This window comes from Methylobacterium sp. WL116 (assembly GCF_008039455.1).
Classification (GTDB): domain Bacteria; phylum Pseudomonadota; class Alphaproteobacteria; order Rhizobiales; family Beijerinckiaceae; genus Methylobacterium.
The window spans coordinates 1-18,673 of sequence record NZ_VRUV01000036.1; the positions used below are offsets into that span (position 1 = coordinate 1).

The following is an 18,673-nucleotide window of genomic DNA, read 5'->3' on the forward strand; positions in this document are numbered from 1 at the left end:
GGTCGCGCCGGCGGCGGCACGCGCGGCGGCCATCCTGGTGGTGGACGACGACGCCGAGGTCCGGCACGTCACCGCCTCGTTCCTCAACGGGTTCGGTTACGACGAGATCGAGGCCTCGGACGGCGCGGCCGCGCTCGCGCTGATGGAGCAGCGCCGCTTCGACCTCGTGGTCGCCGACCTCGCGATGCCCGGCATGACCGGCGTCGAGCTGGCGGCCGAGGTGCGGAGCCGCTGGTCCGAGGTCCCTGTGCTGATCCTGACGGGGCACGCGGAGGCGGTGGAGATCCCGCACGACCTGCCGGTGCTGACGAAGCCGTTCCAGTCGGCCGAGCTCGCCCGCCGCGTCTCCTTGCTGCTGGGCGACGCGCCCGGCACCTGACGCGTCGGCCCGGCCGTCCGTCCCGACGGAAACGCGTTCGAAAGCGCGTCCGTCCCCGAGAAACGCCGGCATCGACCGTATGCGCTCGCCGCATCGCGGTCGTCCCGGGACGAGCATCGCGCAACGGCCTCGGGCCAACGAAAAAGGCGGCCTCTCGGCCGCCCTTCTTCGAACTCGTGCTGTCGAGGCGCCGATCAGGCCGCTTCGCTCTCGCCGCCGAGCACCGGGCCCGAATCCTTGCCGCGGGCGCTGACGTCGCGGTCGACGAACTCGATCACGGCGAGCGGGGCGTTGTCGCCCTTGCGGAAGCCGGCCTTCATGATGCGGCAGTAGCCGCCCGGACGGGCCGTGTAGCGCGGGCCGAGCACCGTGAAGAGCTTCTTGACCATGTCGTGGTCGCGGATCTGCGACATGGCGAGACGGCGGGTGTGGACGCTGTCGATGCGCCCGAGCGAGATCAGCTTCTCGATGACCGGGCGCAGGTCCTTGGCCTTCGGCAGCGTGGTGATGATCTGCTCGTGCTTGATCAGCGCGGCGGACATGTTGGCGAACATTGCCTTGCGGTGCTCGGTGGTGCGGTTGAAACGACGACCGCGGAATCCGTGACGCATGTTGGCTCTCCTGGTTTTTGCGGTCGCCGTGCCACGGTACGACCGTCATCTTGAAGGCGAATAGGGAGTAGCGAGTAGCGGATAGAGTGCAGCGGAACCGGGGAGCCCTGCGGACACCCCTATTCGCTACTCCCTACTCGCCATTCGCCCTCAGTAGTGCTCCTCGAAGCGCTTGGCGAGGTCCTCGATGTTCTCCGGCGGCCAGCCGGGGATGTCCATCCCGAGGTGCAGACCCATCCCGGCCAGCACTTCCTTAATCTCGTTGAGCGACTTGCGGCCGAAGTTCGGGGTGCGCAGCATCTCGCCCTCGGACTTCTGGATGAGGTCGCCGATGTAGACGATGTTGTCGTTCTTCAGGCAGTTCGCCGAACGCACAGAAAGCTCGAGCTCGTCGACCTTCTTGAGCAGCGCCGGGTTGAAGGGCAGCTGTGGCGCGAGCGGGGCGGCCTCCTCCTTGCGGGGATCCTCGAAGTTCACGAACACCTGGAGCTGGTCCTGGATGATGCGCGCCGCGTAGGCCAGCGCATCCTCCGGCGACACCGCACCGTTGGTCTCGACGGTCATCGTCAGCTTATCCTTGTCGAGATCCTGGCCCTCGCGGGTGGTCTCGATGCGGTAGCTGACCTTGGTCACCGGCGAGAACAGCGCGTCCACCGGGATCAGGCCGATCGGCGCGTCCTCGGGGCGGTTGCGCTCGGCCGGCACGTAGCCCTTGCCGGTGGCGACCGTGAACTCCATCCGGATCTCGGCGCCGTCGTCCAGCGTGCAGATCACGAGGTCGGGGTTCAGGATCTGGATGTCGCCGACCGTGCCGATGTCGCCGGCGGTGACGAGGCCCGGGCCGGTCTTGCGCAGGGTCATGCGCTTCGGGGCGTCGGTCTGCGAGCGGATGGCGATCGTCTTGATGTTCAGGACGATGTCGGTGACGTCCTCGCGGACGCCCGGGATCGAGGAGAATTCATGCAGGACGCCGTCGATCTGGACCGAGGTCACGGCCGCGCCCTGGAGGGAGGACAGCAGCACCCGGCGCAGCGAGTTGCCGAGCGTCGTGCCGAAGCCGCGCTCCAACGGCTCGGCGACGACGGTGGCGACCCGCTTCGGGTCGTCGCCGGTCGAGACCTGCAGCTTGTTGGGCTTGATCAGCTCTTGCCAGTTCTTCTGAATGACCACGATCCTACCTCTCCTGACGCACGAACCCGCGACGTCCGGGTCCGCGCTTCGGCCGATCGACGCTGCCCCCAGCGTCGGTCGGTCCCTAAAAGACTGCTCCGGGCCTACGCCTCGTCGGCGACCCAGAGATCCGGCACGAACCGGTATCCGTCCCCATCCCGCGTCACGGTGCCGACGGCCGGGAATTCGAGATGCGAGCCGGCGATGCGGGTCCCGTCGGCCGCCAGACCCGCGAGGATCGCCTTGCGGGTCGCTCGCGCCTGGTCGCCGTCGACATCGAAGCCGACGCCAGCCTCGGGTTGCTTGAACTGGATCGCCGGCAGGTGCACCACATCGGTGAACACCAGGAGCGACTTGTCCCCCGAAACGATCCGGAAACCGCAATGGCCCGGCGTATGGCCGGGCAGGTGCACCGCGGTGATGCCCGGCAGGACTTCCCCGCCGGACTGCTCGCGCACCCGGCCGGCATAGGGTGCCAGCGCCTTGCGGGCGTTCTCGAAATACGGCTTTGCCCCGTCCGGTGCGGCGGCGAGCGCCGCATCGGGGAGCCAGTACGCCGCCTCGTCCGAATGCAGCACGATCTCCGCGTTCGGGTAGGCGGCCTTCCCGTCGACCACCAGCCCACCGATATGGTCGGGATGGCAGTGCGTGACGAGAACGGTCTCGATCGCCTCGGGCGCCACGCCCGCGACGGCGAGCGCTGCGGGCACGCGACCCATGGTCGGCGGACCGAACGACCCGTAGCCGGAATCGATCAGCACCGGCTTGCGGCCGGGGCCCGTCAGCAGGAATGCGTTGAGCATCACCCGCGGCTCCTGCGTACGGAAGCCGGCGCGCTGCAGCGCCCCGGCCTCGTCCTTCGAGATGCCCGTGACGAGATCGAGGGAGCCCTGAAACCAGCCGTCGTTGAGCACGGTGAGCGTGATGTCACCGACGCTCCAGCGCTTGACGCCGGGAAGGATCTTCGTATCCGCCACGTGTGTCTCCGTCCGCCTCAGACGCGCCGACGCTTGCGCGGGCGGCAGCCGTTGTGCGGGATCGAGGTGACGTCGCGGATCGAGGTCACGGTGAAGCCCGCGGCCTGGAGGGCGCGGAGCGCCGACTCGCGGCCCGAGCCGGGCCCGGAGACCTCGACCTCGAGGGTGCGCATGCCGTGCTCGGCGGCCTTGCGGGCCGCGTCCTCGGCGGCGACCTGCGCGGCGTAGGGGGTCGACTTCCGCGAGCCCTTGAAGCCCATGGCGCCCGAGGAGGACCACGAGATCGTGTTGCCCTGCGCGTCGGTGATGGTGATCATCGTGTTGTTGAACGAGGCGGCGACGTGCGCCACGCCCGAGACGATGTTCTTGCGTTCGCGCCGGCGGACGCGGGTCGGTTCCTTGGCCATCTTTTCGATACCTGTCCTTCAAGCGCACCCGTAATTCCAGGTGCTCGGGATTCTCGTATGGGTTCGGTCGGCACATCCGCGGAGCGCCGCCCCGTCACGCCGGCTCCCGTCGAGGGAGATCCAGCACGATGCATGGGAGACCGCGCCGGGCGCAGCCTCCAAATTCGTAAGCTTACTTCTTCTTGCCGGCGATCGGCTTGGACTTGCCCTTGCGGGTGCGCGCATTGGTGTGCGTGCGCTGGCCGCGGACCGGCAGGTTGCGGCGATGGCGCAGGCCGCGGTAGCAGCCGAGGTCCATCAGGCGCTTGATGTTCATCGAGACGTCGCGGCGAAGGTCGCCCTCGACAAGGTAGTCGCGATCGATCGTCTCGCGGATCTGCAGCACCTCGGCGTCGGTGAGCTGGTTCACGCGGCGCTCGGCCGGGATGCCGACCTTCTCCGTGATCTCCTCGGCCTTCTTCGCGCCGATGCCGTGGATGTACTGGAGCGCGATGACGACGCGCTTGTTGGTCGGAATGTTAACGCCGGCGATACGGGCCAAGGTCATGCTCCATGTGGCGTACGGGCGATCGCCCGGGCCGTCCTGTGGGAAAGCGTGCGTCCGGTGGAGGCCGGCCCCTGCACGCCCGTCAACGACAAATCGGCCCGCGGCCGCCCCTTGGAGGGCACCTCGGACCAACGGCTGTGCAGACGAAGACCGGCCTGCTAGCGCGGGCCGGCGGTGATGTCAACGGTTCGGCACGATAAGACGCCGCGCCGGGCCCGGCGGGCGCGCCCGGCGCGCTGCATCGTTCCCATCACGTCACCTGGCGAACCGCAGGGGCGTGGGTGTCTTCGGGTCGACGTCAGAAGCGCTGGTTCAGCTGGCGGCAATACCCGCCGTTGTCGCGAAAGCCCGCCGGGCAGCGCCGCACGCACGCGCCGGCCGCGAACTTCAGCGGCGGCCTGCACAGGCGGCCGGTCGTCTGCCGCTCGTACTGATACGATTGCGCCGGGCCGGCCCACGCCGCCATCGGCATCGCGCCGACTGTCAGGGTCAGCGCTGCGAGGATCGCCCGAGCCGCATGCGTCGACATGATCATGGGTCCCCGGAAGGATGGCTTCAGGACGCCACGCCTTCGCGATGCAATTCGAGGATCGTCATCAGCGAATCCGTCACCGCGTCGATCGGCGCCATGCCGTCCACGGTCTGCAGCATCCCGGCGCGCTCGTAATAGGCCGAGAGCGGGGCGGTCTGGATCCGGTAGGCCTCGAGACGCGAGGCGAACACCTCGGGGGTGTCGTCCTTCCGCACCGGCTGTCCGCGGGCGGCGGTCTCCTCCGCCCGCTTGGCGATGCGGCCGACCAGGACCTTCTCATCGACCTTGAACTCGATCACGGTCGAGAGATGCAGGCCCTTCTCGTCCAGCATCACGTCGAGGACCTTGGCCTGCTCGACGGTGCGGGGAAAGCCGTCGAGGATGAACCCGCCGCGCGCATCCGCCTCCTCGATCCGGTCGGCGACGATGCCGACGACGATCGCGTCGGACACGAGGCCGCCGCTCTCCATCACTGCCTTCGCCTGGAGTCCGACCGGTGTTCCGGCAGCGACGGCCGCGCGCAGCATGTCGCCGGTGGAAAGCTGCGGGATGCCGAATCGCGCGACGATCCGCTCGGACTGTGTCCCCTTCCCCGCGCCGGGTGGTCCGAGCAGAATGATCCGCATGGGCGTTATCCTCGTCCGTGCCCGTCTCTCAGGGCTTCTTGGCGCGCGGCGACGCCGTATCGGCGTCGTTCCCGCGTCGGCGTTGCTTGTAGCGGCTTCCGCCGGACGGGCGAGCGGGCAAATCGCTGTCCACTCGTCATTCCGGCGATTGTGTCTCTCGTGTCGCCGAGCCGTATCGCTCAGCGCCGCCGCTGGGTCGTCGACGCGCCGCGCAGCTTGGCCTTCTTGACGAGGCCCTCGTACTGGTGCGCCATCAGGTGCCCGTGGATCTGCGCCACGGTGTCCATCGTCACCGACACGACGATGAGCAGCGACGTGCCGCCGAATCCAAGGCTGGCGGAGGCGTAGGAGGCGATGATCTCCGGCACCAGGCAGACGAAGGTCAGGTAGAGCGCGCCGATAAGGGTGATGCGCGTCAGCACCTTGTCGATGAACGCCGCGGTGCGCTCGCCGGGCCGGATGCCGGGGATGAAGCCGCCATGCTTCTTCAGATTGTCGGCGGTCTCCTGCGGGTTGAAGACCACCGCGGTGTAGAAGAACGCGAAGAAGATGATCAGCGCGGCGTAGAGCGCCATGTAGAGCGGACGGCCGTGGCCGAGATAGGTCGTGACCGTCGCCAGCACGCCGGTGCCCTGGTTGGCCGAGAAGCTCGCCACGGTGGCCGGCAGCAGCAGGAGCGACGAGGCGAAGATCGGCGGGATCACGCCCGAGGTGTTGAGCTTCAAGGGAAGGAACGAGGTCTGGCCCTCGTACATCCGGTTGCCGACCTGGCGCTTGGGATAGTTGATCAGCAGCCGGCGCTGGGCGCGCTCCATGAACACGATGAAGTAGACGAGGCCGATCGCGGCGACGCCGACGCCCAGGATCACCGCCGAGGACAGCGCGCCGGTGCGCGACAGCTCGAGCGCACCGATGATGGCGGTCGGCAGGTGGGCGACGATGCCGGCGAAGATGATCAGCGACGAGCCATTGCCGATGCCGCGCGAGGTGATCTGCTCGCCGATCCACATCAGGAACAGCGTGCCGCCGGTGAGCGTGATCACGGTCGAGGCGAGGAAGAACGGGCCGGGATCGATCGCGGCGCTCGACCCCTGGAGGCCGACGGCGATGCCCCAGGACTGGACCAGCGCCAGCACCACCGTGAGGTAGCGGGTGTACTGGTTGATGACCTTGCGGCCGGACTCGCCCTCCTTCTTCAGCGTCTCGAGGCTCGGGATCACCGAGGTGAGCAGCTGGATGATGATCGAGGCCGAGATGTACGGCATGATGTTGAGCGCGAAGATCGCCATGCGCTCGACGGCACCGCCGGAGAACATGTTGAACAGCCCGAGCACGCCGCCGGCCTGCTGCTGGAAGTTGCGCGCGAACTGTTCCGGGTCAATGCCCGGGATCGGGATGTAGGTCCCGAGCCGGAACACCACGAGCGCGCCGAGGGTGAACCAGATGCGCTTCTTGAGCTCATCCGCCTTCGCGATGGCACCGAAATTGAGGTTCGCGGCGAGCTGCTCGGCGGCTGAGGCCATGGCCTGTGTCCTGATGATGGGTCACGAGGGAGCCGCGGGGCATCCCTGAAAACGGGAGCGGCGGCCGCATGCGAGGTCGCACGGGCCGCCGCTCGAAGCTTCGACTTAAGGGGTCGCTCCCGGCGAGGCAACCGCGCTCAGGCGGTCGCTTCGCCCTTGTCGCCCAAGTCCTTGCCACCCTTGCCGCGGACCGAGACGCCGGCGCCGTAGGCGACGACGACGCTGCCGCCGGCCTTCTCGACCGCCTCGACCGCCGACTTCGACGCGCGGGTCACCTCGAAGGCGACCTTCGCGGTCAGCTCGCCGACGCCGAGCAGCTTCACGCCGTCGCGGGGACGGGCGATGATCCCGGCCTGCACGAGGGCCTCGACCGTCACGGTCGCGGCCTTGTCGAGCTTGCCGGCGTCGATCGCCTGCTGCACCCGGCCGAGATTCACCTCGTTGAGGTCGGTCGAGTAGAGGTTGTTGAAGCCGCGCTTCGGCAGACGACGGTGAAGCGGCATCTGGCCGCCCTCGAAGCCCTTGATGGCCACGCCGGTCCGGGCCTTCTGACCCTTCACGCCGCGCCCTGCGGTCTTGCCCTTGCCGGAGCCGATGCCTCGGCCGACGCGCATCCGGTTCTTGGTTGCGCCTTCGTTGTCGCGGATCTCGTTGAGCTTCATCGCGCCCTCCTCAAGCCGCGTCGTCGAGGACGCGCACGAGGTGCGCGACCTTTCGGATCATGCCGCGAACGGCGGGGGTGTCCTCGAGCTCGGAGACACGGTGAAGCTTGTTCAGCTTCAGGCCCACCAGCGTCTGGCGCTGGGAGGCCTCGCGGCGGATCGGGGAACCGATCTGCTCCACGCGGACAGTCTTGCTAGCCATGCTGCCCTCCCCTTACGCGACTGCGGCTTCGGACTGGTCGGACGGGTCCGAATCGGTGCGCCGCGCCTGGAGCGTGGACACCTTGAGACCGCGACGACCGGCGACCGAGCGCGGGCTGTCCTCGTTCTTCAGCGCCTCGAAGGTGGCGCGCACGAGGTTGTAGGGGTTCGAGGAGCCAAGGCTCTTGGCCACGACGTCCTGCATGCCGAGCGTCTCGAACACGGCGCGCATCGGGCCGCCGGCGATGATGCCGGTGCCCTGCGGAGCCGCGCGGAGGATCACCTTGCCGGCGCCGTGACGGCCCTGCACGTCGTGGTGCAGCGTCCGGCCCTCGCGGAGCGAGATGCGGACAAGGCCGCGCTTGGCGGCTTCTGTCGCCTTGCGGATCGCCTCCGGGACTTCGCGGGCCTTGCCGTGGCCGAAGCCGACGCGACCCTTCTGGTCGCCGACGACGACGAGCGCGGCGAAGCCGAAGCGACGGCCGCCCTTCACCACCTTGGCGACGCGGTTGATGTGGACGAGCTTGTCCACGAACTCGCTGTCGCGCTCCTCGCGGTCGTCGCGGCGGCCGCGGCCACCGCCTTCACGTTCACGTGCCATGTTGCTTCCGTTTCATCTCACTGGCGCGGGCGGCGGGCCCGCTCGCTTGAATCGTCATCGCCGGAGGCGGACACGCCGCCTCCGCACCGCCGAGATTTAGAAGTCGAGGCCACCCTTGCGGGCGGCTTCGGCCAGAGCCTTGATCCGGCCGTGGTACTGGTAGCCCGAGCGGTCGAACACGACCTTCGAGACGCCGGCGGCCTTGGCGCGCTCGGCGACGAGCTTGCCCACCGCCGATGCGGCGGCGACGTCGGCGCCGGTCTTCAGGTCGGCGCGCAGGCCCTTGTCGATCGACGAGGCGGCGGCGAGCGTGACGCCCGCCGCATCATCGATGACCTGAACGTAGATCTGCTTCGACGAGCGGAACACCGACAGGCGCGGCCGGCCGTTGGCGGAGGCGCGGAGCGCCCGGCGCACCCGCGCCTTGCGGCGATCGAGGGCTTCGAGTTTGCGTGACATGTCTCAGCCCCCTTACTTCTTCTTGCCTTCCTTGCGGAAGATGAACTCGCCGGCGTACTTCACGCCCTTGCCCTTGTAGGGCTCGGGACCGCGGTAGTCGCGGATCTCCGCGGCGACCTGGCCGACGACTTGGCGGTCTATGCCGGAGATCGTGATCTCCGTCGGCTTCGGCGTCACGATCGTGATGCCGGCCGGGATCTGGTACTCGATGTCGTGGCTGTACCCGAGCGAGAGCTTGAGCGCCTTGCCAGCCATCGCGGCGCGATAGCCGACGCCGGTGATCTCGAGCTTCTTCTCGAAGCCCTTGGACACGCCCTCGACGAGGTTCGCGACCTGGGCCCGCGAGGTGCCCCAGAGCGAACGCGCCGCCTTGGACTGGTCCTTCGGGGTCACCGTGATCGCGCCGTCCTCGAGCGCCACATCGACCAGCGAGGGAACCACGAACTGCAGCTCGCCCTTCGAGCCCTTCATCTTCACCGTCTGACCCGTGACCGACGCGGTGACGCCGGCCGGAACGGGGACGGGCTTCTTGCCTACGCGAGACATCTGCCTCTCTCCTTATCCGGGGATCAGAACACCTTGCAGAGCACTTCGCCGCCGACGTTGCGCTCGCGCGCCTCGTGGTCGGCCATGACGCCCTGCGGGGTGGACACGATGGTGACGCCGAGACCGTCGGCGACGCGCGGCAGATCGCCGACGGCCGAGTAGACGCGGCGGCCGGGCTTCGACACGCGCTGGATCGAGCGGATGACGGGCTGGCCGTCGTAGTACTTCAGCTCGATCGCGAACTCCGTCCGGCCGTTGCCGAGTTCGGTGGTCGCGAAGTCGCGGATGTAGCCTTCCGACTTCAGCACGTTCAGGACGTTCGCGCGGAGGCGCGAGCCGGGCGTCGAGACGACGTTGCGACGGCGCATCTGGCCGTTGCGGATGCGGGTGAGCATATCGCCCACGGGATCGTTGACCATGGGTGCCTCCTTACCAGCTCGACTTGACGAGGCCCGGGATCAGGCCCCGGTTCCCGAGCTCGCGCAGCGCGATACGCGAGACGCCCATCTTGCGGTAATAGGCGCGCGGCCGGCCGGTGATCTCGCACCGGTTGCGCACGCGGGTCGGCGACGAGTTGCGGGGAAGCTCCGCGAGCTTGAGGCGCGCCTCGAAGCGCTCCTCCATCTCGAGGGACTCGTCGTTGGCGGTCGCGAGCAGGGCCTGGCGCTTCGCAGCGAAGCGCTTGACCAGCTCCTTCCGGTGGTTGTTCTGTTCGACTGAACTCTTCTTTGCCATTGTCTATCCTCCGGTGTCCGCGTCTAGGTATCCCGAGGGACGCCTACTGCCGGAACGGGAATTGGAAGGCGGCGAGGAGAGCGCGGGCTTCCTCGTCGGTGGTGGCGGTGGTGGCGACGACGATGTCCATGCCCCAGGTCTGCTCAGCCTTATCGTACGAGATCTCCGGGAACACGAGGTGCTCCTTGAGGCCGAGCGCGTAGTTGCCGCGGCCGTCGAACGACTTCGGGTTCAGGCCGCGGAAGTCGCGGACGCGTGGCAGCGCGATCGTGACGAGGCGATCCATGAACTCGTACATCTTCTGGCGGCGCAGGGTGACCTTGCAGCCGATCGGCATGCCCTCGCGGACCTTGAAGGTCGCGATCGGCTTGCGGGCCTTGGTGATGACCGGCTTCTGGCCGGCGATCAGCGCAAGGTCGCCGGCGGCGACGGTGGCCTTCTTCGAGTCCGCGGTGGACTCGCCGACGCCCATGTTGATGACGATCTTGTCGATCCGCGGAACCTGCATCGGGTTCTTGTAGCCGAACTGCTCGATGAGCTTCTGGCGGATGACCTCGTCGTAGTGGGCGCGCAGGCGCGGGACGTAGGCGTCCTTGTTGGCCTCAGCCATCGATCTGATCCCCCGTGGTCTTGGCGAAGCGGACCTTGCGGCCGTCTTCGAGGATGCGGAAACCCACGCGGGTCGGCTTGCCGTTCGAGTCCTGCAACGCGAGGTTCGATAGCTGGATCGCGGCCTCCTTCGAGATGATGCCGCCTTCCTGGTTCTGGCTCTGCTTCTGGTGCTTCTTGACCAGGTTGATCCCGCGGACGAGCGCCTTGTCGTCCTTCGGCATCACCTGGATGACCTCGCCGGAGCGACCAGAATCGCGACCGGTGAGGACGACGACGGTGTCGCCCTTCTTGATCTTGGCTGCCATCACAGCACCTCCGGAGCCAGCGAGATGATCTTCATGTGGTTGCGGGCGCGCAGCTCGCGCGGCACCGGCCCGAAGATGCGGGTCCCGATCGGCTCCTTCTGATTGTTGATCAGCACGGCCGCGTTCTTGTCGAAGCGGATCACCGAACCGTCGGGACGCTTCACTTCCTTGGCGGTCCGCACGACCACCGCCTTCATGACGTCGCCCTTCTTGACGCGGCCGCGCGGGATCGCCTCCTTGATGGACACGACGATGATGTCGCCCACGCCGGCATAGCGCCGCTTCGACCCGCCCAGCACCTTGATGCACATCACGCGACGCGCACCCGAGTTGTCGGCGACGTCCAGATTCGTCTGCATCTGGATCACAGGAGTGACCTTTCCTTGTTTCAGGCGGGTTTCCGCACACGGGCGGTATTGCCCGGCGGACGACGCCCGATGGGGATCTGATGTCCCCGGCTCATATGACAGACCGCGCTATCGGCGCTTATCCAGCGCCGGCGCGGTCACCGCGTACGAAGGGCGCGAACACCCCTCTCACATGTCGCGAAGGGGTGCCCACTACACCACGGGGCGCAGAGGCGCAAGACTTTCCGTGCCGGCCCCGGCCTAATCCGTGCCGAGCTCCAGATCCTAGTGGCAGCCGTCGAGGGGTGGGGCGCCGGCACGCCCGGCGCGCTTCGGAGCATTCGACAGACCGATGATTCGGCGGCCGATCCGGTTTCCGTTCTCCGCGGCCTCGCCAAAGACGGCCGCGACCATGGCACGGTCCAGGATCTCGGCGCTTCCCAGCGAGAGCGACGCCTGGGCCAGGCGGCGCACCATCTCCTTGACGAAGGCCGCGCTCGCTCCCTCCGACAGCGCGACCGCGTCGTCGATGGCGCCCTCCTCGAATTGCAGGGCGCCTCCGTAGAGGGCGATCAGCCGCGCCCGGCAGGCGGCGTCGGGATTCGCGATCTCGATCGCCTCGTCGACGCGTCCCGGACGTGAAGCGAGCGCGTCCTCGATCTCCTCGGGCCGGTTGGTGGTCAGGAGGAAGAGGATGCTCGCATCGTCGCCCAGACCGTCCATCTCGTTGAGCAGCCGGTTCAGCAGGACCTCCGTCTTCGGGCTGTTCATGCCCTCCCGCGACCGGCCGACCAGATCGACGTCTTCGAGGACGACGATGCTCGGCTGGAGGGTGCGCGCGATCAGCATGTACCGGGTCAGGTACTGGACCTGTTCCGCCGTGATCAGGATCGTGGTCCGGTCTGGAAGGTTCGACGCGACATACCGGATCAGATGGGTCTTGCCGGTGCCGGGTGGCCCGTAGAGGAGCAGGCCCTTTCGGACGGATTGCCCGAGGCGGCGCAGGCCGGCGCGATGCCGGTCGAAGGCGAAGATGTGCCGATCCAGGCGCCCCATCGTCGCGTCGTCGAGGATGACCGCCTCGTGCGCCACCGGCGACAACTTGTGAACGGACATGCCCGCGCGCATGCCCGAATAGTTGGATCCGCTCTCGAAGGAGAGAACCTTGCCGCGATACAGCGCCGAGTTGGCGCTCGCCTCCTGAACCGCCCCCAGGAAATCGCGCGCGAAGGCCTGCGACTCCGGTCCCGGGAGCGTGGCGACCTCGACCTGGGCGAACGTCCCCTCTTGAAAAGTACTGTATTGGGACATGAACACGGCGACCGGCTAGTCGGCGACGCGGAACAGCCACAGGCCGGTGTTCAGGGCCGGAAACGGGTCGGTCTCCCCGACATCAACGTCGCGATACTGCAACGGCGTGAGCGCGACGACAGCATCGCCGCTTCGGACCAGCAGAGCGGAGATCGTGAGAGGACGGTGATCATAGGGCTGGTGCACCCCCAGCAGGACCGGGGCGTGCGGCGTCACCAGCGTAAGGATCGCCGCCTGCAGGTCCGGCAGGAGGTGAACACCGAACTGGCGCCTCGAGCTGACGATCCCCTTGACGTCCTCGGCGCCGAAGAAGCCGACGAAGGCTTCCCAGGCGTGATTGGCATTTGCCCACATGCAGCCCACCCTCATTCCAAGGAGGCGTCCCCCGTCGCCGAAGCGCGACGGCTGGCCCTCATGAGGCATGTGCGATGAGACGGGAAAAGCGCCACCGGTCTGTGCGACCCGCAGCCGAGAACCGGCATCGGCGGCATGAGCGCCGCCAACGCAGGGACCGTCGAAGGGTCGGGCTGAAGAGCATCCGCATCGCCGATGCTGCGGACACGAAAAAACGGGCGCAGAATCCTGCGCCCGTCTCATGGTCCGTCCAAGACGATCAGGCGGCCGCGGGAGCCTCGGCCGAGGCGGCTTCGCCCTCGACGAGCTTCCAGGTCTTGGTCTTGGAGAAGGGCCGGCACTCCTCGATGAACACCGTGGCCCCGACCTTAGCGGCGTTCGCCTCGTCGTGGGCATGGTAGTTCTTCGAGCGGCGAACGGTCTTCTTCATCACCGGGTGGGTGAAGCGGCGCTCCACCTTCACGACGATGGTCTTCTCGCCCTTGTCGCTGACGACGACGCCCTGCAATACGCGCTTCGGCATGATGAAACTCCTCAGGCCGACGTCGCCTGCAGCGTCTTCTGACGCTGCAGGGTGCGGACGCGGGCGATGTCGCGACGGACTTCGCGGACGCGGGCGACGTTCTCGAGCTGGCCGGTGGCCCCCTGGAAGCGCAGGTTGAACTGCTCCTTCTTGAGGTTCAGCAGTTCGTCGCTCAACTGGTCCGGCGACAGGGCGGCGAGATCCGACTGTCTCTGTGACGACTTCATGATCTGCCTCCCTTTAGTCGGCGATGCGTTGCACGACGCGCGTGCGGATGGGCAGCTTGGCGGCGCCCAGGCGGAGCGCCTCCTTCGCGATGTCCTCGGCGACACCGTCTACCTCGAACATGATGCGGCCCGGGTGGACGCGGGCAGCCCAGTACTCGGGCGCGCCCTTGCCGGAGCCCATGCGGACTTCGGTCGGCTTCGACGTGACCGGAACGTCGGGGAAGATCCGGATCCAGACCCGGCCTTGACGCTTCATCTCACGGGTGATCGCGCGGCGGGCCGCCTCGATCTGGCGCGCGGTGATGCGCTCGGGCTCCACCGCCTTCAGGCCGAACTGGCCGAAATTCAGGTCGAAGCCGCCCTTGGCCGCACCGGAGATGCGACCTTTGAACTGCTTACGAAACCGGGTCTTCTTGGGTTGCAACATGGCAGCCTCTCAACACCTTCCTTGGCTCGGGGGTCCGACGATCGCGCTTAGGCGTGATCGCGGCGACCGCGACCGCGGTCACCCTCGCCATCGCGCTCGCGACGACCGCCCGAACGGCCGCCCTCTTCCTGCGCCTTCTTATCCTGCGCCATCGGGTCGTGCTCGAGGATCTCGCCCTTGAACACCCAGACCTTGATGCCGCACGTTCCGTAGGTCGTGAACGCGGTGGCCGTGCCGTAGTCGACGTCAGCGCGCAGCGTATGCAGGGGCACGCGGCCCTCGCGGTACCATTCCTGGCGGGCGATCTCGGCGCCGCCGAGACGGCCGGAGCAGTTGATCCGGATGCCCTCGGCCCCGAGGCGCATCGCCGATTGCACGGCGCGCTTCATGGCGCGACGGAAGGCGACGCGGCGCTCGAGCTGCTGCGCGATCGAGTCGGCCACCAGCACGGCGTCGATCTCGGGCTTCCGGACCTCGACGATGTTGATGGTCACGTCGGCCTTGGTCATCGTGTTGACCAGCTTGCGCAGCTTCTCGATGTCGGCACCCTTCTTGCCGATCACCACGCCCGGACGGCCCGAGTGGATGGTGACGCGGCACTTCCGGTGCGGGCGCTCGATGACGATCTTGGAGACCGCCGCCTGCTTGAGCTGCTTCATGAGGGCGGCGCGGATCGCGACGTCCTCGTGCATCAGCTTGACGTATTCGGTCTTGCCGGCGAACCAGCGGGAATCCCAGGTCCGGTTGATGCCGAGCCGGAGACCGATCGGGTTGACTTTCTGACCCATCAGATTCTCCTCAGGCCGCTTCGGCGGTGCGGACTTCGCGAACCACGATGGTGAGGTTCGAGAAAGGCTTCAGGATGCGCGCGCCGCGGCCGCGGGCGCGGGCGTGGAAGCGCTTCAGGACCAGCGCCTTGCCCACGAAGGCCTGGGTGACGACGAGGTCGTCGACGTCCAGGTCGTGGTTGTTCTCAGCGTTGGCGATCGCGCTCTCGAGGCACTTTTTGACCTCGGTCGAGATGCGCTTGCGGGAGAACTCGAGGTCGGCGAGCGCCGACTCGACCTTCTTGCCGCGGATCATCTGCGCGACGAGGTTGAGCTTCTGGGGCGAGACACGGAGCATCCGTGCCACGGCCTTGGCCTCGTTCTCGGGCAGCGCGCGGGGGGTGGCTTGCTTGCCCATGTCAGCGCCTCTTCGCCTTCTTGTCGGCCGCGTGGCCGTGGAAGGTGCGGGTCGGCGAGAACTCGCCGAACTTGTGACCGACCATTTCCTCGGAGACGTAGACCGGGATGTGCTTCTGCCCATTGTGCACACCGAAGGTGAGCCCGATGAACTGCGGCAGGATGGTGGAGCGACGGCTCCAGATCTTGATGACCTCGTTCCGGCTCGACCCGCGAGCCGCCTCGGCCTTCTTGAAGAGGTAGCCGTCGACGAACGGCCCCTTCCAGAGTGAGCGTGCCATGATGGTTACTTCTTGCGGTTGTGGCGGCTGGACAGGATGAAGACGTCGGTCCGCTTGTTCGAGCGGGTCTTCTTCCCCTTGGTCGGCACGCCCCAGGGCGTCACCGGGTTACGGCCGCCCGAGGTGCGTCCCTCGCCGCCGCCGTGCGGGTGGTCGACCGGGTTCATGGCCACGCCGCGGACGTGCGGACGCTTGCCGAGCCACCGGTTGCGCCCGGCCTTGCCGAGCGAGATGTTCATGTGGTCCGGGTTCGAGACCGCACCCACCGTCGCGTAGCACTGGCCGTGGACCAGGCGCTGCTCGCCGGAGTTCAGGCGGAGCGTCACGTAGCCCTGGTCGCGCCCGACGATCTGAGCGTAGTTGCCGGCGGAGCGGGCGACGGCGCCGCCCTTGGCAATCTTCAGCTCGATGTTGTGCACGATCGTGCCCACCGGCATGCCGCCGATCGGCCCGGCATTGCCCGGCTTGATGTCGACGCCCTCGCCCGAGACCACCTTGTCGCCCGGCTGAAGGCGCTGCGGAGCGATGATATAGCTCTGCTTGCCGTCCGGGTAGTTGATCAGCGCGATGAACGCCGTGCGGTTCGGATCGTACTCGATCCGCTCGACGGTCGCCGACACGCCCGGCTGCGACCGACGCTTGAAGTCGACGAGACGGAGCGAGCGCTTGTGACCGCCGCCGCGGAAGCGGACGGTGATCCGCCCGAGGTTGTTGCGGCCGCCCGAGGACGACTTGCCCTCGGTCAGCGCCTTCACCGGCTTGCCCTTGTAGAGCTCACGGCGGTCGACCAGCACGAGCTGGCGCAGGCTCGGCGTGACCGGTTTGAATGTCTTCAAGGCCATCGGCTTAAATCCCTACCCGGTCTATGTCAGAGGCCGGTCGTGACGTCGATCGTGTCACCTTCGGCGAGGGTCACGACCGCTTTCTTCACGTCCGAACGCTGTCCGCGCATGCCGCGGAAGATCTTCTTCTTGCCCTTGGTCACGAGGGTGTTCACCGCCGTGACCTTGACGTCGAACAGCTTCTCGACCGCTTCCTTGATCTGCGGCTTGGTGGCCTTCGGAGCGACCCGGAAGACGACCTTGTTCTGCTCGGTGAGGTTCGTCGCCTTCTCGGTAATGACCGGGGAGACGATGATGTCGTAGTGGCGCGGATCGGCACTCATTTGAAACGCTCCTCCAGCGCGTCGATCGCGGCGCGGGTCAGCACGAGCGTGTCGCGGCGCAGGATGTCGTAGACGTTGATGCCCTGCACGGGCAGCACGTCGATCATCGGGATGTTGCGGGCGGCGCGGCCGAAGTTCTCGTCGACCTCGGCGCCGCCGATGATCAGCGCGCTCGAGAGACCCATCTTACCGAAGCGCTCGATGAGACCCTTGGTCTTGTGGTCCTCGATCTTGATGTCGTCGACAACGATGAGGGTCGAGGCCTTGGCCTTGGCCGACAGGGCGTGACGCAGGGCCAGGGCACGGACCTTCTTGGGAAGGTCGTGGCCGTGGTCGCGGACGACCGGGCCGAACGCACGGCCGCCGCCGCGGAACTGCGGAGCCGAGGCTGCGCCGTGACGCGCGTTGCCGGTGCCCTTCTGCTTGTACAGCTTCTTGCGGGTCCGGTTTACGTCCGAGCGGTTCTGCACGGCGTGGGTGCCGGCACGACGCTTGGCGAGCTGCCAGCGCACCATGCGCTGGAGCAGGTCGGCGCGGGGCTCGAGGCCGAAGATGGCCTCGTCGAGCTCCACCGAGCCGGCGCCGGCGCCGTCGAGGGTGGTGATATCGAGCTTCATCACGCGTTCTCCTCGGCAGCGGGCGCCTCGGGGGCGGATTGCGGGGCAGCCGACGCGCCGTTCTCACGGAACTTGCCGGGCTGGGGAACTTCGGCCGGAAGCTTGCGCTTCACCGCGTCCCGGATCTGGATCCAGCCGCCGGCGACGCCGGGAACCGCACCCTCGACCAGGATCAGGCCGCGCTCGACGTCCGTGCGGACGACGCGCAGGTTCTGCGTGGTGACGCGGTCGACGCCCATGTGACCGGGCATCTTCTTGTTCTTGAAGGTCTTGCCCGGATCCTGACGGCCGCCGGTCGAACCGATCGAGCGGTGCGAGATCGACACGCCGTGGGTGGCGCGCAGACCGCCGAAGTTCCAGCGCTTGATGCCGCCGGCGAACCCCTTACCCGTGGTCGTGCCCGTCACGTCGACGAACTGGCCCGGGATGAAGTGATCGGCCGTGATCTCGGCGCCCACCGGGATCAGCGCGTCCTCGGACACGCGGAACTCGGCGATCTTTTGCTTCGGCTCGACCTTGGCGACCGCGAAGCGGCCACGCTCGGCGGCCGAGACGTTCTTGACCTTCGCCTTGCCGACGCCGAGCTGGACGGCGACGTAGCCGTTCTTCTCGACGGTGCGGTGGGCGACCACCTGGCATTGTTCGATCTTGAGCACGGTGCAGGGAACGTGTTCCCCCGCTTCCGTGAAGATCCGGGTCATGCCGACCTTCTGTGCAATGACGCCTGAGCGCATAAGGTGTCTCCCTCGCGCGATGAAACGGTAAGCTCTAAACCCGGCGGGGCTTAGAGCTTAATCTCCACGTCCACGCCAGCGGCGAGGTCGAGCTTCATCAGCGCGTCCACGGTCTGGGGGGTCGGATCGACGATATCGAGCACGCGCTTGTGGGTGCGCATCTCGAACTGCTCGCGCGACTTCTTGTCGATGTGCGGCGAGCGGTTGACCGTGAACTTCTCGATATGGGTCGGCAGCGGGATCGGGCCGCGGATGGTCGCGCCGGTCCGCTTGGCGGTGGAGACGATCTCGCGGGTGGACGCATCCAGGATGCGATGATCGAACGCCTTCAGGCGGATGCGGATGTTTTGACCGTTCATGACCTAAACCTCGACGGAAACGTGTTGGGCGGGCGCGAGGGCCCTTCCCTCAATCGTCCCCTGACGGATGCTGTGTCCGGGCACCGGCCCTTCGTCCCGGGAGACGAAGGGCCGATCTGTCTGACGACTACGCGTTGATGGCGGCGACGACGCCGGCGCCGACGGTTCGGCCGCCCTCGCGGATGGCGAAGCGCAGCTTCTCCTCCATGGCCACCGGCACGATCAGCGTGACGTCCATGGTCACGTTGTCG

General features: G+C 67.4%; 32 protein-coding genes and 1 pseudogene. 1 reads left to right on the top strand and 32 read right to left on the bottom strand.

The window, feature by feature from the left end:
- Nucleotides 1–379, top strand: a 379-nt coding sequence (locus tag FV223_RS05415) for a response regulator (protein ID WP_147725839.1), incomplete at its 5' end; no start/stop codon positions are given.
- 194 nt (nt 380–573) lie between these two features.
- On the opposite strand, the gene rplQ is transcribed toward FV223_RS05415, so the two are convergent.
- From rplQ to FV223_RS05570, 32 genes and pseudogenes are all read right to left on the bottom strand, one after another.
- Nucleotides 574–990 carry a 50S ribosomal protein L17 gene (gene rplQ / locus FV223_RS05420; RefSeq protein WP_147725840.1) on the bottom strand — a complete coding sequence of 139 codons (417 nt, stop codon included), beginning with the start codon at nt 988–990 and terminating at the stop codon, nt 574–576.
- Nucleotides 991–1,140: 150 nt separating this feature from the next.
- The gene (locus tag FV223_RS05425) at nt 1,141–2,160 is read right to left on the bottom strand and encodes a DNA-directed RNA polymerase subunit alpha (protein ID WP_147725841.1); all 1,020 of its coding nucleotides are present in this window, start codon (nt 2,158–2,160) and stop codon (nt 1,141–1,143) included.
- A 104-nt stretch (nt 2,161–2,264) separates the two neighbouring features.
- Nucleotides 2,265–3,137, bottom strand: a complete 873-nt coding sequence (locus FV223_RS05430; RefSeq protein WP_147725842.1) for an MBL fold metallo-hydrolase — start codon at nt 3,135–3,137, stop codon at nt 2,265–2,267.
- Nucleotides 3,138–3,154: 17 nt separating this feature from the next.
- Nucleotides 3,155–3,544 (bottom strand): 30S ribosomal protein S11, encoded by a 390-nt coding sequence (rpsK, locus tag FV223_RS05435; protein ID WP_147725843.1) that lies wholly within the window; start codon nt 3,542–3,544, stop codon nt 3,155–3,157.
- Between the two features lie 172 nt (nt 3,545–3,716).
- Nucleotides 3,717–4,085, bottom strand: coding sequence for a 30S ribosomal protein S13 (gene rpsM, locus FV223_RS05440; RefSeq protein ID WP_147725844.1), 369 nt, complete (start codon nt 4,083–4,085; stop codon nt 3,717–3,719).
- 304 nt (nt 4,086–4,389) lie between these two features.
- A complete protein-coding gene (locus FV223_RS05445) occupies nt 4,390–4,620 on the bottom strand; it encodes a hypothetical protein (RefSeq protein ID WP_243932372.1) in 231 nt (76 codons plus the stop codon).
- A gap of 26 nt (nt 4,621–4,646) precedes the next feature.
- Nucleotides 4,647–5,249, bottom strand: coding sequence for an adenylate kinase (locus tag FV223_RS05450; protein WP_147725846.1), 603 nt, complete (start codon nt 5,247–5,249; stop codon nt 4,647–4,649).
- A 179-nt stretch (nt 5,250–5,428) separates the two neighbouring features.
- Entirely contained in the window at nt 5,429–6,772 is a 1,344-nt protein-coding gene (gene secY, locus FV223_RS05455; RefSeq protein WP_147725847.1) for a preprotein translocase subunit SecY, read from the bottom strand.
- Between the two features lie 137 nt (nt 6,773–6,909).
- A complete protein-coding gene (gene rplO, locus FV223_RS05460; protein ID WP_147725848.1) occupies nt 6,910–7,434 on the bottom strand; it encodes a 50S ribosomal protein L15 in 525 nt (174 codons plus the stop codon).
- A 10-nt stretch (nt 7,435–7,444) separates the two neighbouring features.
- On the bottom strand, nt 7,445–7,636 hold the full coding sequence (gene rpmD, locus FV223_RS05465) for a 50S ribosomal protein L30 (protein ID WP_147725849.1): 192 nt from the start codon (nt 7,634–7,636) through the stop codon (nt 7,445–7,447).
- A 12-nt stretch (nt 7,637–7,648) separates the two neighbouring features.
- A complete protein-coding gene (rpsE, locus tag FV223_RS05470; RefSeq protein WP_147725850.1) occupies nt 7,649–8,236 on the bottom strand; it encodes a 30S ribosomal protein S5 in 588 nt (195 codons plus the stop codon).
- A gap of 96 nt (nt 8,237–8,332) precedes the next feature.
- Complete coding sequence (rplR, locus tag FV223_RS05475; protein ID WP_147725851.1) at nt 8,333–8,695, bottom strand: 50S ribosomal protein L18; 363 nt, start codon at nt 8,693–8,695, stop codon at nt 8,333–8,335.
- A gap of 12 nt (nt 8,696–8,707) precedes the next feature.
- The gene (gene rplF, locus FV223_RS05480; RefSeq protein WP_147725852.1) at nt 8,708–9,241 is read right to left on the bottom strand and encodes a 50S ribosomal protein L6; all 534 of its coding nucleotides are present in this window, start codon (nt 9,239–9,241) and stop codon (nt 8,708–8,710) included.
- Nucleotides 9,242–9,264: 23 nt separating this feature from the next.
- On the bottom strand, nt 9,265–9,660 hold the full coding sequence (gene rpsH, locus FV223_RS05485) for a 30S ribosomal protein S8 (RefSeq protein ID WP_147725853.1): 396 nt from the start codon (nt 9,658–9,660) through the stop codon (nt 9,265–9,267).
- 10 nt (nt 9,661–9,670) lie between these two features.
- Entirely contained in the window at nt 9,671–9,976 is a 306-nt protein-coding gene (gene rpsN / locus FV223_RS05490; protein ID WP_147725854.1) for a 30S ribosomal protein S14, read from the bottom strand.
- Between the two features lie 43 nt (nt 9,977–10,019).
- Entirely contained in the window at nt 10,020–10,586 is a 567-nt protein-coding gene (gene rplE, locus FV223_RS05495) for a 50S ribosomal protein L5 (RefSeq protein ID WP_147725855.1), read from the bottom strand.
- Entirely contained in the window at nt 10,579–10,893 is a 315-nt protein-coding gene (rplX, locus tag FV223_RS05500) for a 50S ribosomal protein L24 (RefSeq protein WP_147725856.1), read from the bottom strand. The genes rplE and rplX overlap by 8 nt, the downstream gene beginning before the upstream one ends.
- Complete coding sequence (gene rplN / locus FV223_RS05505) at nt 10,893–11,261, bottom strand: 50S ribosomal protein L14 (RefSeq protein ID WP_147725857.1); 369 nt, start codon at nt 11,259–11,261, stop codon at nt 10,893–10,895. Before rplN ends, rplX begins: the two co-directional genes overlap by 1 nt.
- A gap of 264 nt (nt 11,262–11,525) precedes the next feature.
- Nucleotides 11,526–12,551, bottom strand: coding sequence for an ATP-binding protein (locus FV223_RS05510; protein WP_246689612.1), 1,026 nt, complete (start codon nt 12,549–12,551; stop codon nt 11,526–11,528).
- Between the two features lie 15 nt (nt 12,552–12,566).
- Nucleotides 12,567–12,920 carry a hypothetical protein gene (locus FV223_RS31540; protein WP_246689611.1) on the bottom strand — a complete coding sequence of 118 codons (354 nt, stop codon included), beginning with the start codon at nt 12,918–12,920 and terminating at the stop codon, nt 12,567–12,569.
- Nucleotides 12,921–13,164: 244 nt separating this feature from the next.
- Nucleotides 13,165–13,428 (bottom strand): 30S ribosomal protein S17, encoded by a 264-nt coding sequence (gene rpsQ, locus FV223_RS05515; RefSeq protein WP_147725858.1) that lies wholly within the window; start codon nt 13,426–13,428, stop codon nt 13,165–13,167.
- An 11-nt stretch (nt 13,429–13,439) separates the two neighbouring features.
- Nucleotides 13,440–13,655, bottom strand: coding sequence for a 50S ribosomal protein L29 (gene rpmC, locus FV223_RS05520; protein WP_147725859.1), 216 nt, complete (start codon nt 13,653–13,655; stop codon nt 13,440–13,442).
- 13 nt (nt 13,656–13,668) lie between these two features.
- Nucleotides 13,669–14,082, bottom strand: coding sequence for a 50S ribosomal protein L16 (rplP, locus tag FV223_RS05525; RefSeq protein WP_147725860.1), 414 nt, complete (start codon nt 14,080–14,082; stop codon nt 13,669–13,671).
- A gap of 47 nt (nt 14,083–14,129) precedes the next feature.
- The gene (gene rpsC / locus FV223_RS05530; protein WP_147725861.1) at nt 14,130–14,870 is read right to left on the bottom strand and encodes a 30S ribosomal protein S3; all 741 of its coding nucleotides are present in this window, start codon (nt 14,868–14,870) and stop codon (nt 14,130–14,132) included.
- A 10-nt stretch (nt 14,871–14,880) separates the two neighbouring features.
- Complete coding sequence (gene rplV, locus FV223_RS05535; protein WP_147725862.1) at nt 14,881–15,267, bottom strand: 50S ribosomal protein L22; 387 nt, start codon at nt 15,265–15,267, stop codon at nt 14,881–14,883.
- Nucleotide 15,268: 1 nt separating this feature from the next.
- The gene (gene rpsS / locus FV223_RS05540) at nt 15,269–15,547 is read right to left on the bottom strand and encodes a 30S ribosomal protein S19 (protein WP_147725863.1); all 279 of its coding nucleotides are present in this window, start codon (nt 15,545–15,547) and stop codon (nt 15,269–15,271) included.
- 5 nt (nt 15,548–15,552) lie between these two features.
- Nucleotides 15,553–16,389 carry a 50S ribosomal protein L2 gene (gene rplB, locus FV223_RS05545; RefSeq protein WP_147725864.1) on the bottom strand — a complete coding sequence of 279 codons (837 nt, stop codon included), beginning with the start codon at nt 16,387–16,389 and terminating at the stop codon, nt 15,553–15,555.
- A 26-nt stretch (nt 16,390–16,415) separates the two neighbouring features.
- Nucleotides 16,416–16,712 (bottom strand): 50S ribosomal protein L23, encoded by a 297-nt coding sequence (locus FV223_RS05550; protein WP_147725865.1) that lies wholly within the window; start codon nt 16,710–16,712, stop codon nt 16,416–16,418.
- Nucleotides 16,709–17,329, bottom strand: a complete 621-nt coding sequence (gene rplD / locus FV223_RS05555) for a 50S ribosomal protein L4 (RefSeq protein WP_147725866.1) — start codon at nt 17,327–17,329, stop codon at nt 16,709–16,711. The genes FV223_RS05550 and rplD overlap by 4 nt, the downstream gene beginning before the upstream one ends.
- A complete protein-coding gene (gene rplC / locus FV223_RS05560; protein ID WP_147725867.1) occupies nt 17,329–18,063 on the bottom strand; it encodes a 50S ribosomal protein L3 in 735 nt (244 codons plus the stop codon). Before rplC ends, rplD begins: the two co-directional genes overlap by 1 nt.
- A gap of 50 nt (nt 18,064–18,113) precedes the next feature.
- On the bottom strand, nt 18,114–18,422 hold the full coding sequence (gene rpsJ, locus FV223_RS05565; protein WP_018044230.1) for a 30S ribosomal protein S10: 309 nt from the start codon (nt 18,420–18,422) through the stop codon (nt 18,114–18,116).
- A gap of 127 nt (nt 18,423–18,549) precedes the next feature.
- Nucleotides 18,550–18,673: pseudogene (locus FV223_RS05570) on the bottom strand (elongation factor Tu); the annotation flags it as partial.

Excerpts from the sequence above, each read along its gene's own strand:
- rplQ (WP_147725840.1), bottom strand. The coding sequence starts at position 990 with ATGCGTCACGGATTCCGCGGTCGTCGTTTCAACCGCACCACCGAGCAC.
- rpsK (WP_147725843.1), bottom strand. The coding sequence starts at position 3,544 with ATGGCCAAGGAACCGACCCGCGTCCGCCGGCGCGAACGCAAGAACATC.
- FV223_RS05445 (WP_243932372.1), bottom strand. The coding sequence starts at position 4,620 with ATGTCGACGCATGCGGCTCGGGCGATCCTCGCAGCGCTGACCCTGACA.
- FV223_RS05450 (WP_147725846.1), bottom strand. The coding sequence starts at position 5,249 with ATGCGGATCATTCTGCTCGGACCACCCGGCGCGGGGAAGGGGACACAG.
- secY (WP_147725847.1), bottom strand. The coding sequence starts at position 6,772 with ATGGCCTCAGCCGCCGAGCAGCTCGCCGCGAACCTCAATTTCGGTGCC.
- rplO (WP_147725848.1), bottom strand. The coding sequence starts at position 7,434 with ATGAAGCTCAACGAGATCCGCGACAACGAAGGCGCAACCAAGAACCGG.
- rpmD (WP_147725849.1), bottom strand. The coding sequence starts at position 7,636 with ATGGCTAGCAAGACTGTCCGCGTGGAGCAGATCGGTTCCCCGATCCGC.
- rpsE (WP_147725850.1), bottom strand. The coding sequence starts at position 8,236 with ATGGCACGTGAACGTGAAGGCGGTGGCCGCGGCCGCCGCGACGACCGC.
- rplR (WP_147725851.1), bottom strand. The coding sequence starts at position 8,695 with ATGTCACGCAAACTCGAAGCCCTCGATCGCCGCAAGGCGCGGGTGCGC.
- rplF (WP_147725852.1), bottom strand. The coding sequence starts at position 9,241 with ATGTCTCGCGTAGGCAAGAAGCCCGTCCCCGTTCCGGCCGGCGTCACC.
- rpsH (WP_147725853.1), bottom strand. The coding sequence starts at position 9,660 with ATGGTCAACGATCCCGTGGGCGATATGCTCACCCGCATCCGCAACGGC.
- rpsN (WP_147725854.1), bottom strand. The coding sequence starts at position 9,976 with ATGGCAAAGAAGAGTTCAGTCGAACAGAACAACCACCGGAAGGAGCTG.
- rplE (WP_147725855.1), bottom strand. The coding sequence starts at position 10,586 with ATGGCTGAGGCCAACAAGGACGCCTACGTCCCGCGCCTGCGCGCCCAC.
- rplX (WP_147725856.1), bottom strand. The coding sequence starts at position 10,893 with ATGGCAGCCAAGATCAAGAAGGGCGACACCGTCGTCGTCCTCACCGGT.
- FV223_RS05510 (WP_246689612.1), bottom strand. The coding sequence starts at position 12,551 with ATGTCCCAATACAGTACTTTTCAAGAGGGGACGTTCGCCCAGGTCGAG.
- FV223_RS31540 (WP_246689611.1), bottom strand. The coding sequence starts at position 12,920 with ATGAGGGTGGGCTGCATGTGGGCAAATGCCAATCACGCCTGGGAAGCC.
- rpsQ (WP_147725858.1), bottom strand. The coding sequence starts at position 13,428 with ATGCCGAAGCGCGTATTGCAGGGCGTCGTCGTCAGCGACAAGGGCGAG.
- rpmC (WP_147725859.1), bottom strand. The coding sequence starts at position 13,655 with ATGAAGTCGTCACAGAGACAGTCGGATCTCGCCGCCCTGTCGCCGGAC.
- rplP (WP_147725860.1), bottom strand. The coding sequence starts at position 14,082 with ATGTTGCAACCCAAGAAGACCCGGTTTCGTAAGCAGTTCAAAGGTCGC.
- rpsC (WP_147725861.1), bottom strand. The coding sequence starts at position 14,870 with ATGGGTCAGAAAGTCAACCCGATCGGTCTCCGGCTCGGCATCAACCGG.
- rplV (WP_147725862.1), bottom strand. The coding sequence starts at position 15,267 with ATGGGCAAGCAAGCCACCCCCCGCGCGCTGCCCGAGAACGAGGCCAAG.
- rpsS (WP_147725863.1), bottom strand. The coding sequence starts at position 15,547 with ATGGCACGCTCACTCTGGAAGGGGCCGTTCGTCGACGGCTACCTCTTC.
- rplB (WP_147725864.1), bottom strand. The coding sequence starts at position 16,389 with ATGGCCTTGAAGACATTCAAACCGGTCACGCCGAGCCTGCGCCAGCTC.
- FV223_RS05550 (WP_147725865.1), bottom strand. The coding sequence starts at position 16,712 with ATGAGTGCCGATCCGCGCCACTACGACATCATCGTCTCCCCGGTCATT.
- rplD (WP_147725866.1), bottom strand. The coding sequence starts at position 17,329 with ATGAAGCTCGATATCACCACCCTCGACGGCGCCGGCGCCGGCTCGGTG.
- rplC (WP_147725867.1), bottom strand. The coding sequence starts at position 18,063 with ATGCGCTCAGGCGTCATTGCACAGAAGGTCGGCATGACCCGGATCTTC.
- rpsJ (WP_018044230.1), bottom strand. The coding sequence starts at position 18,422 with ATGAACGGTCAAAACATCCGCATCCGCCTGAAGGCGTTCGATCATCGC.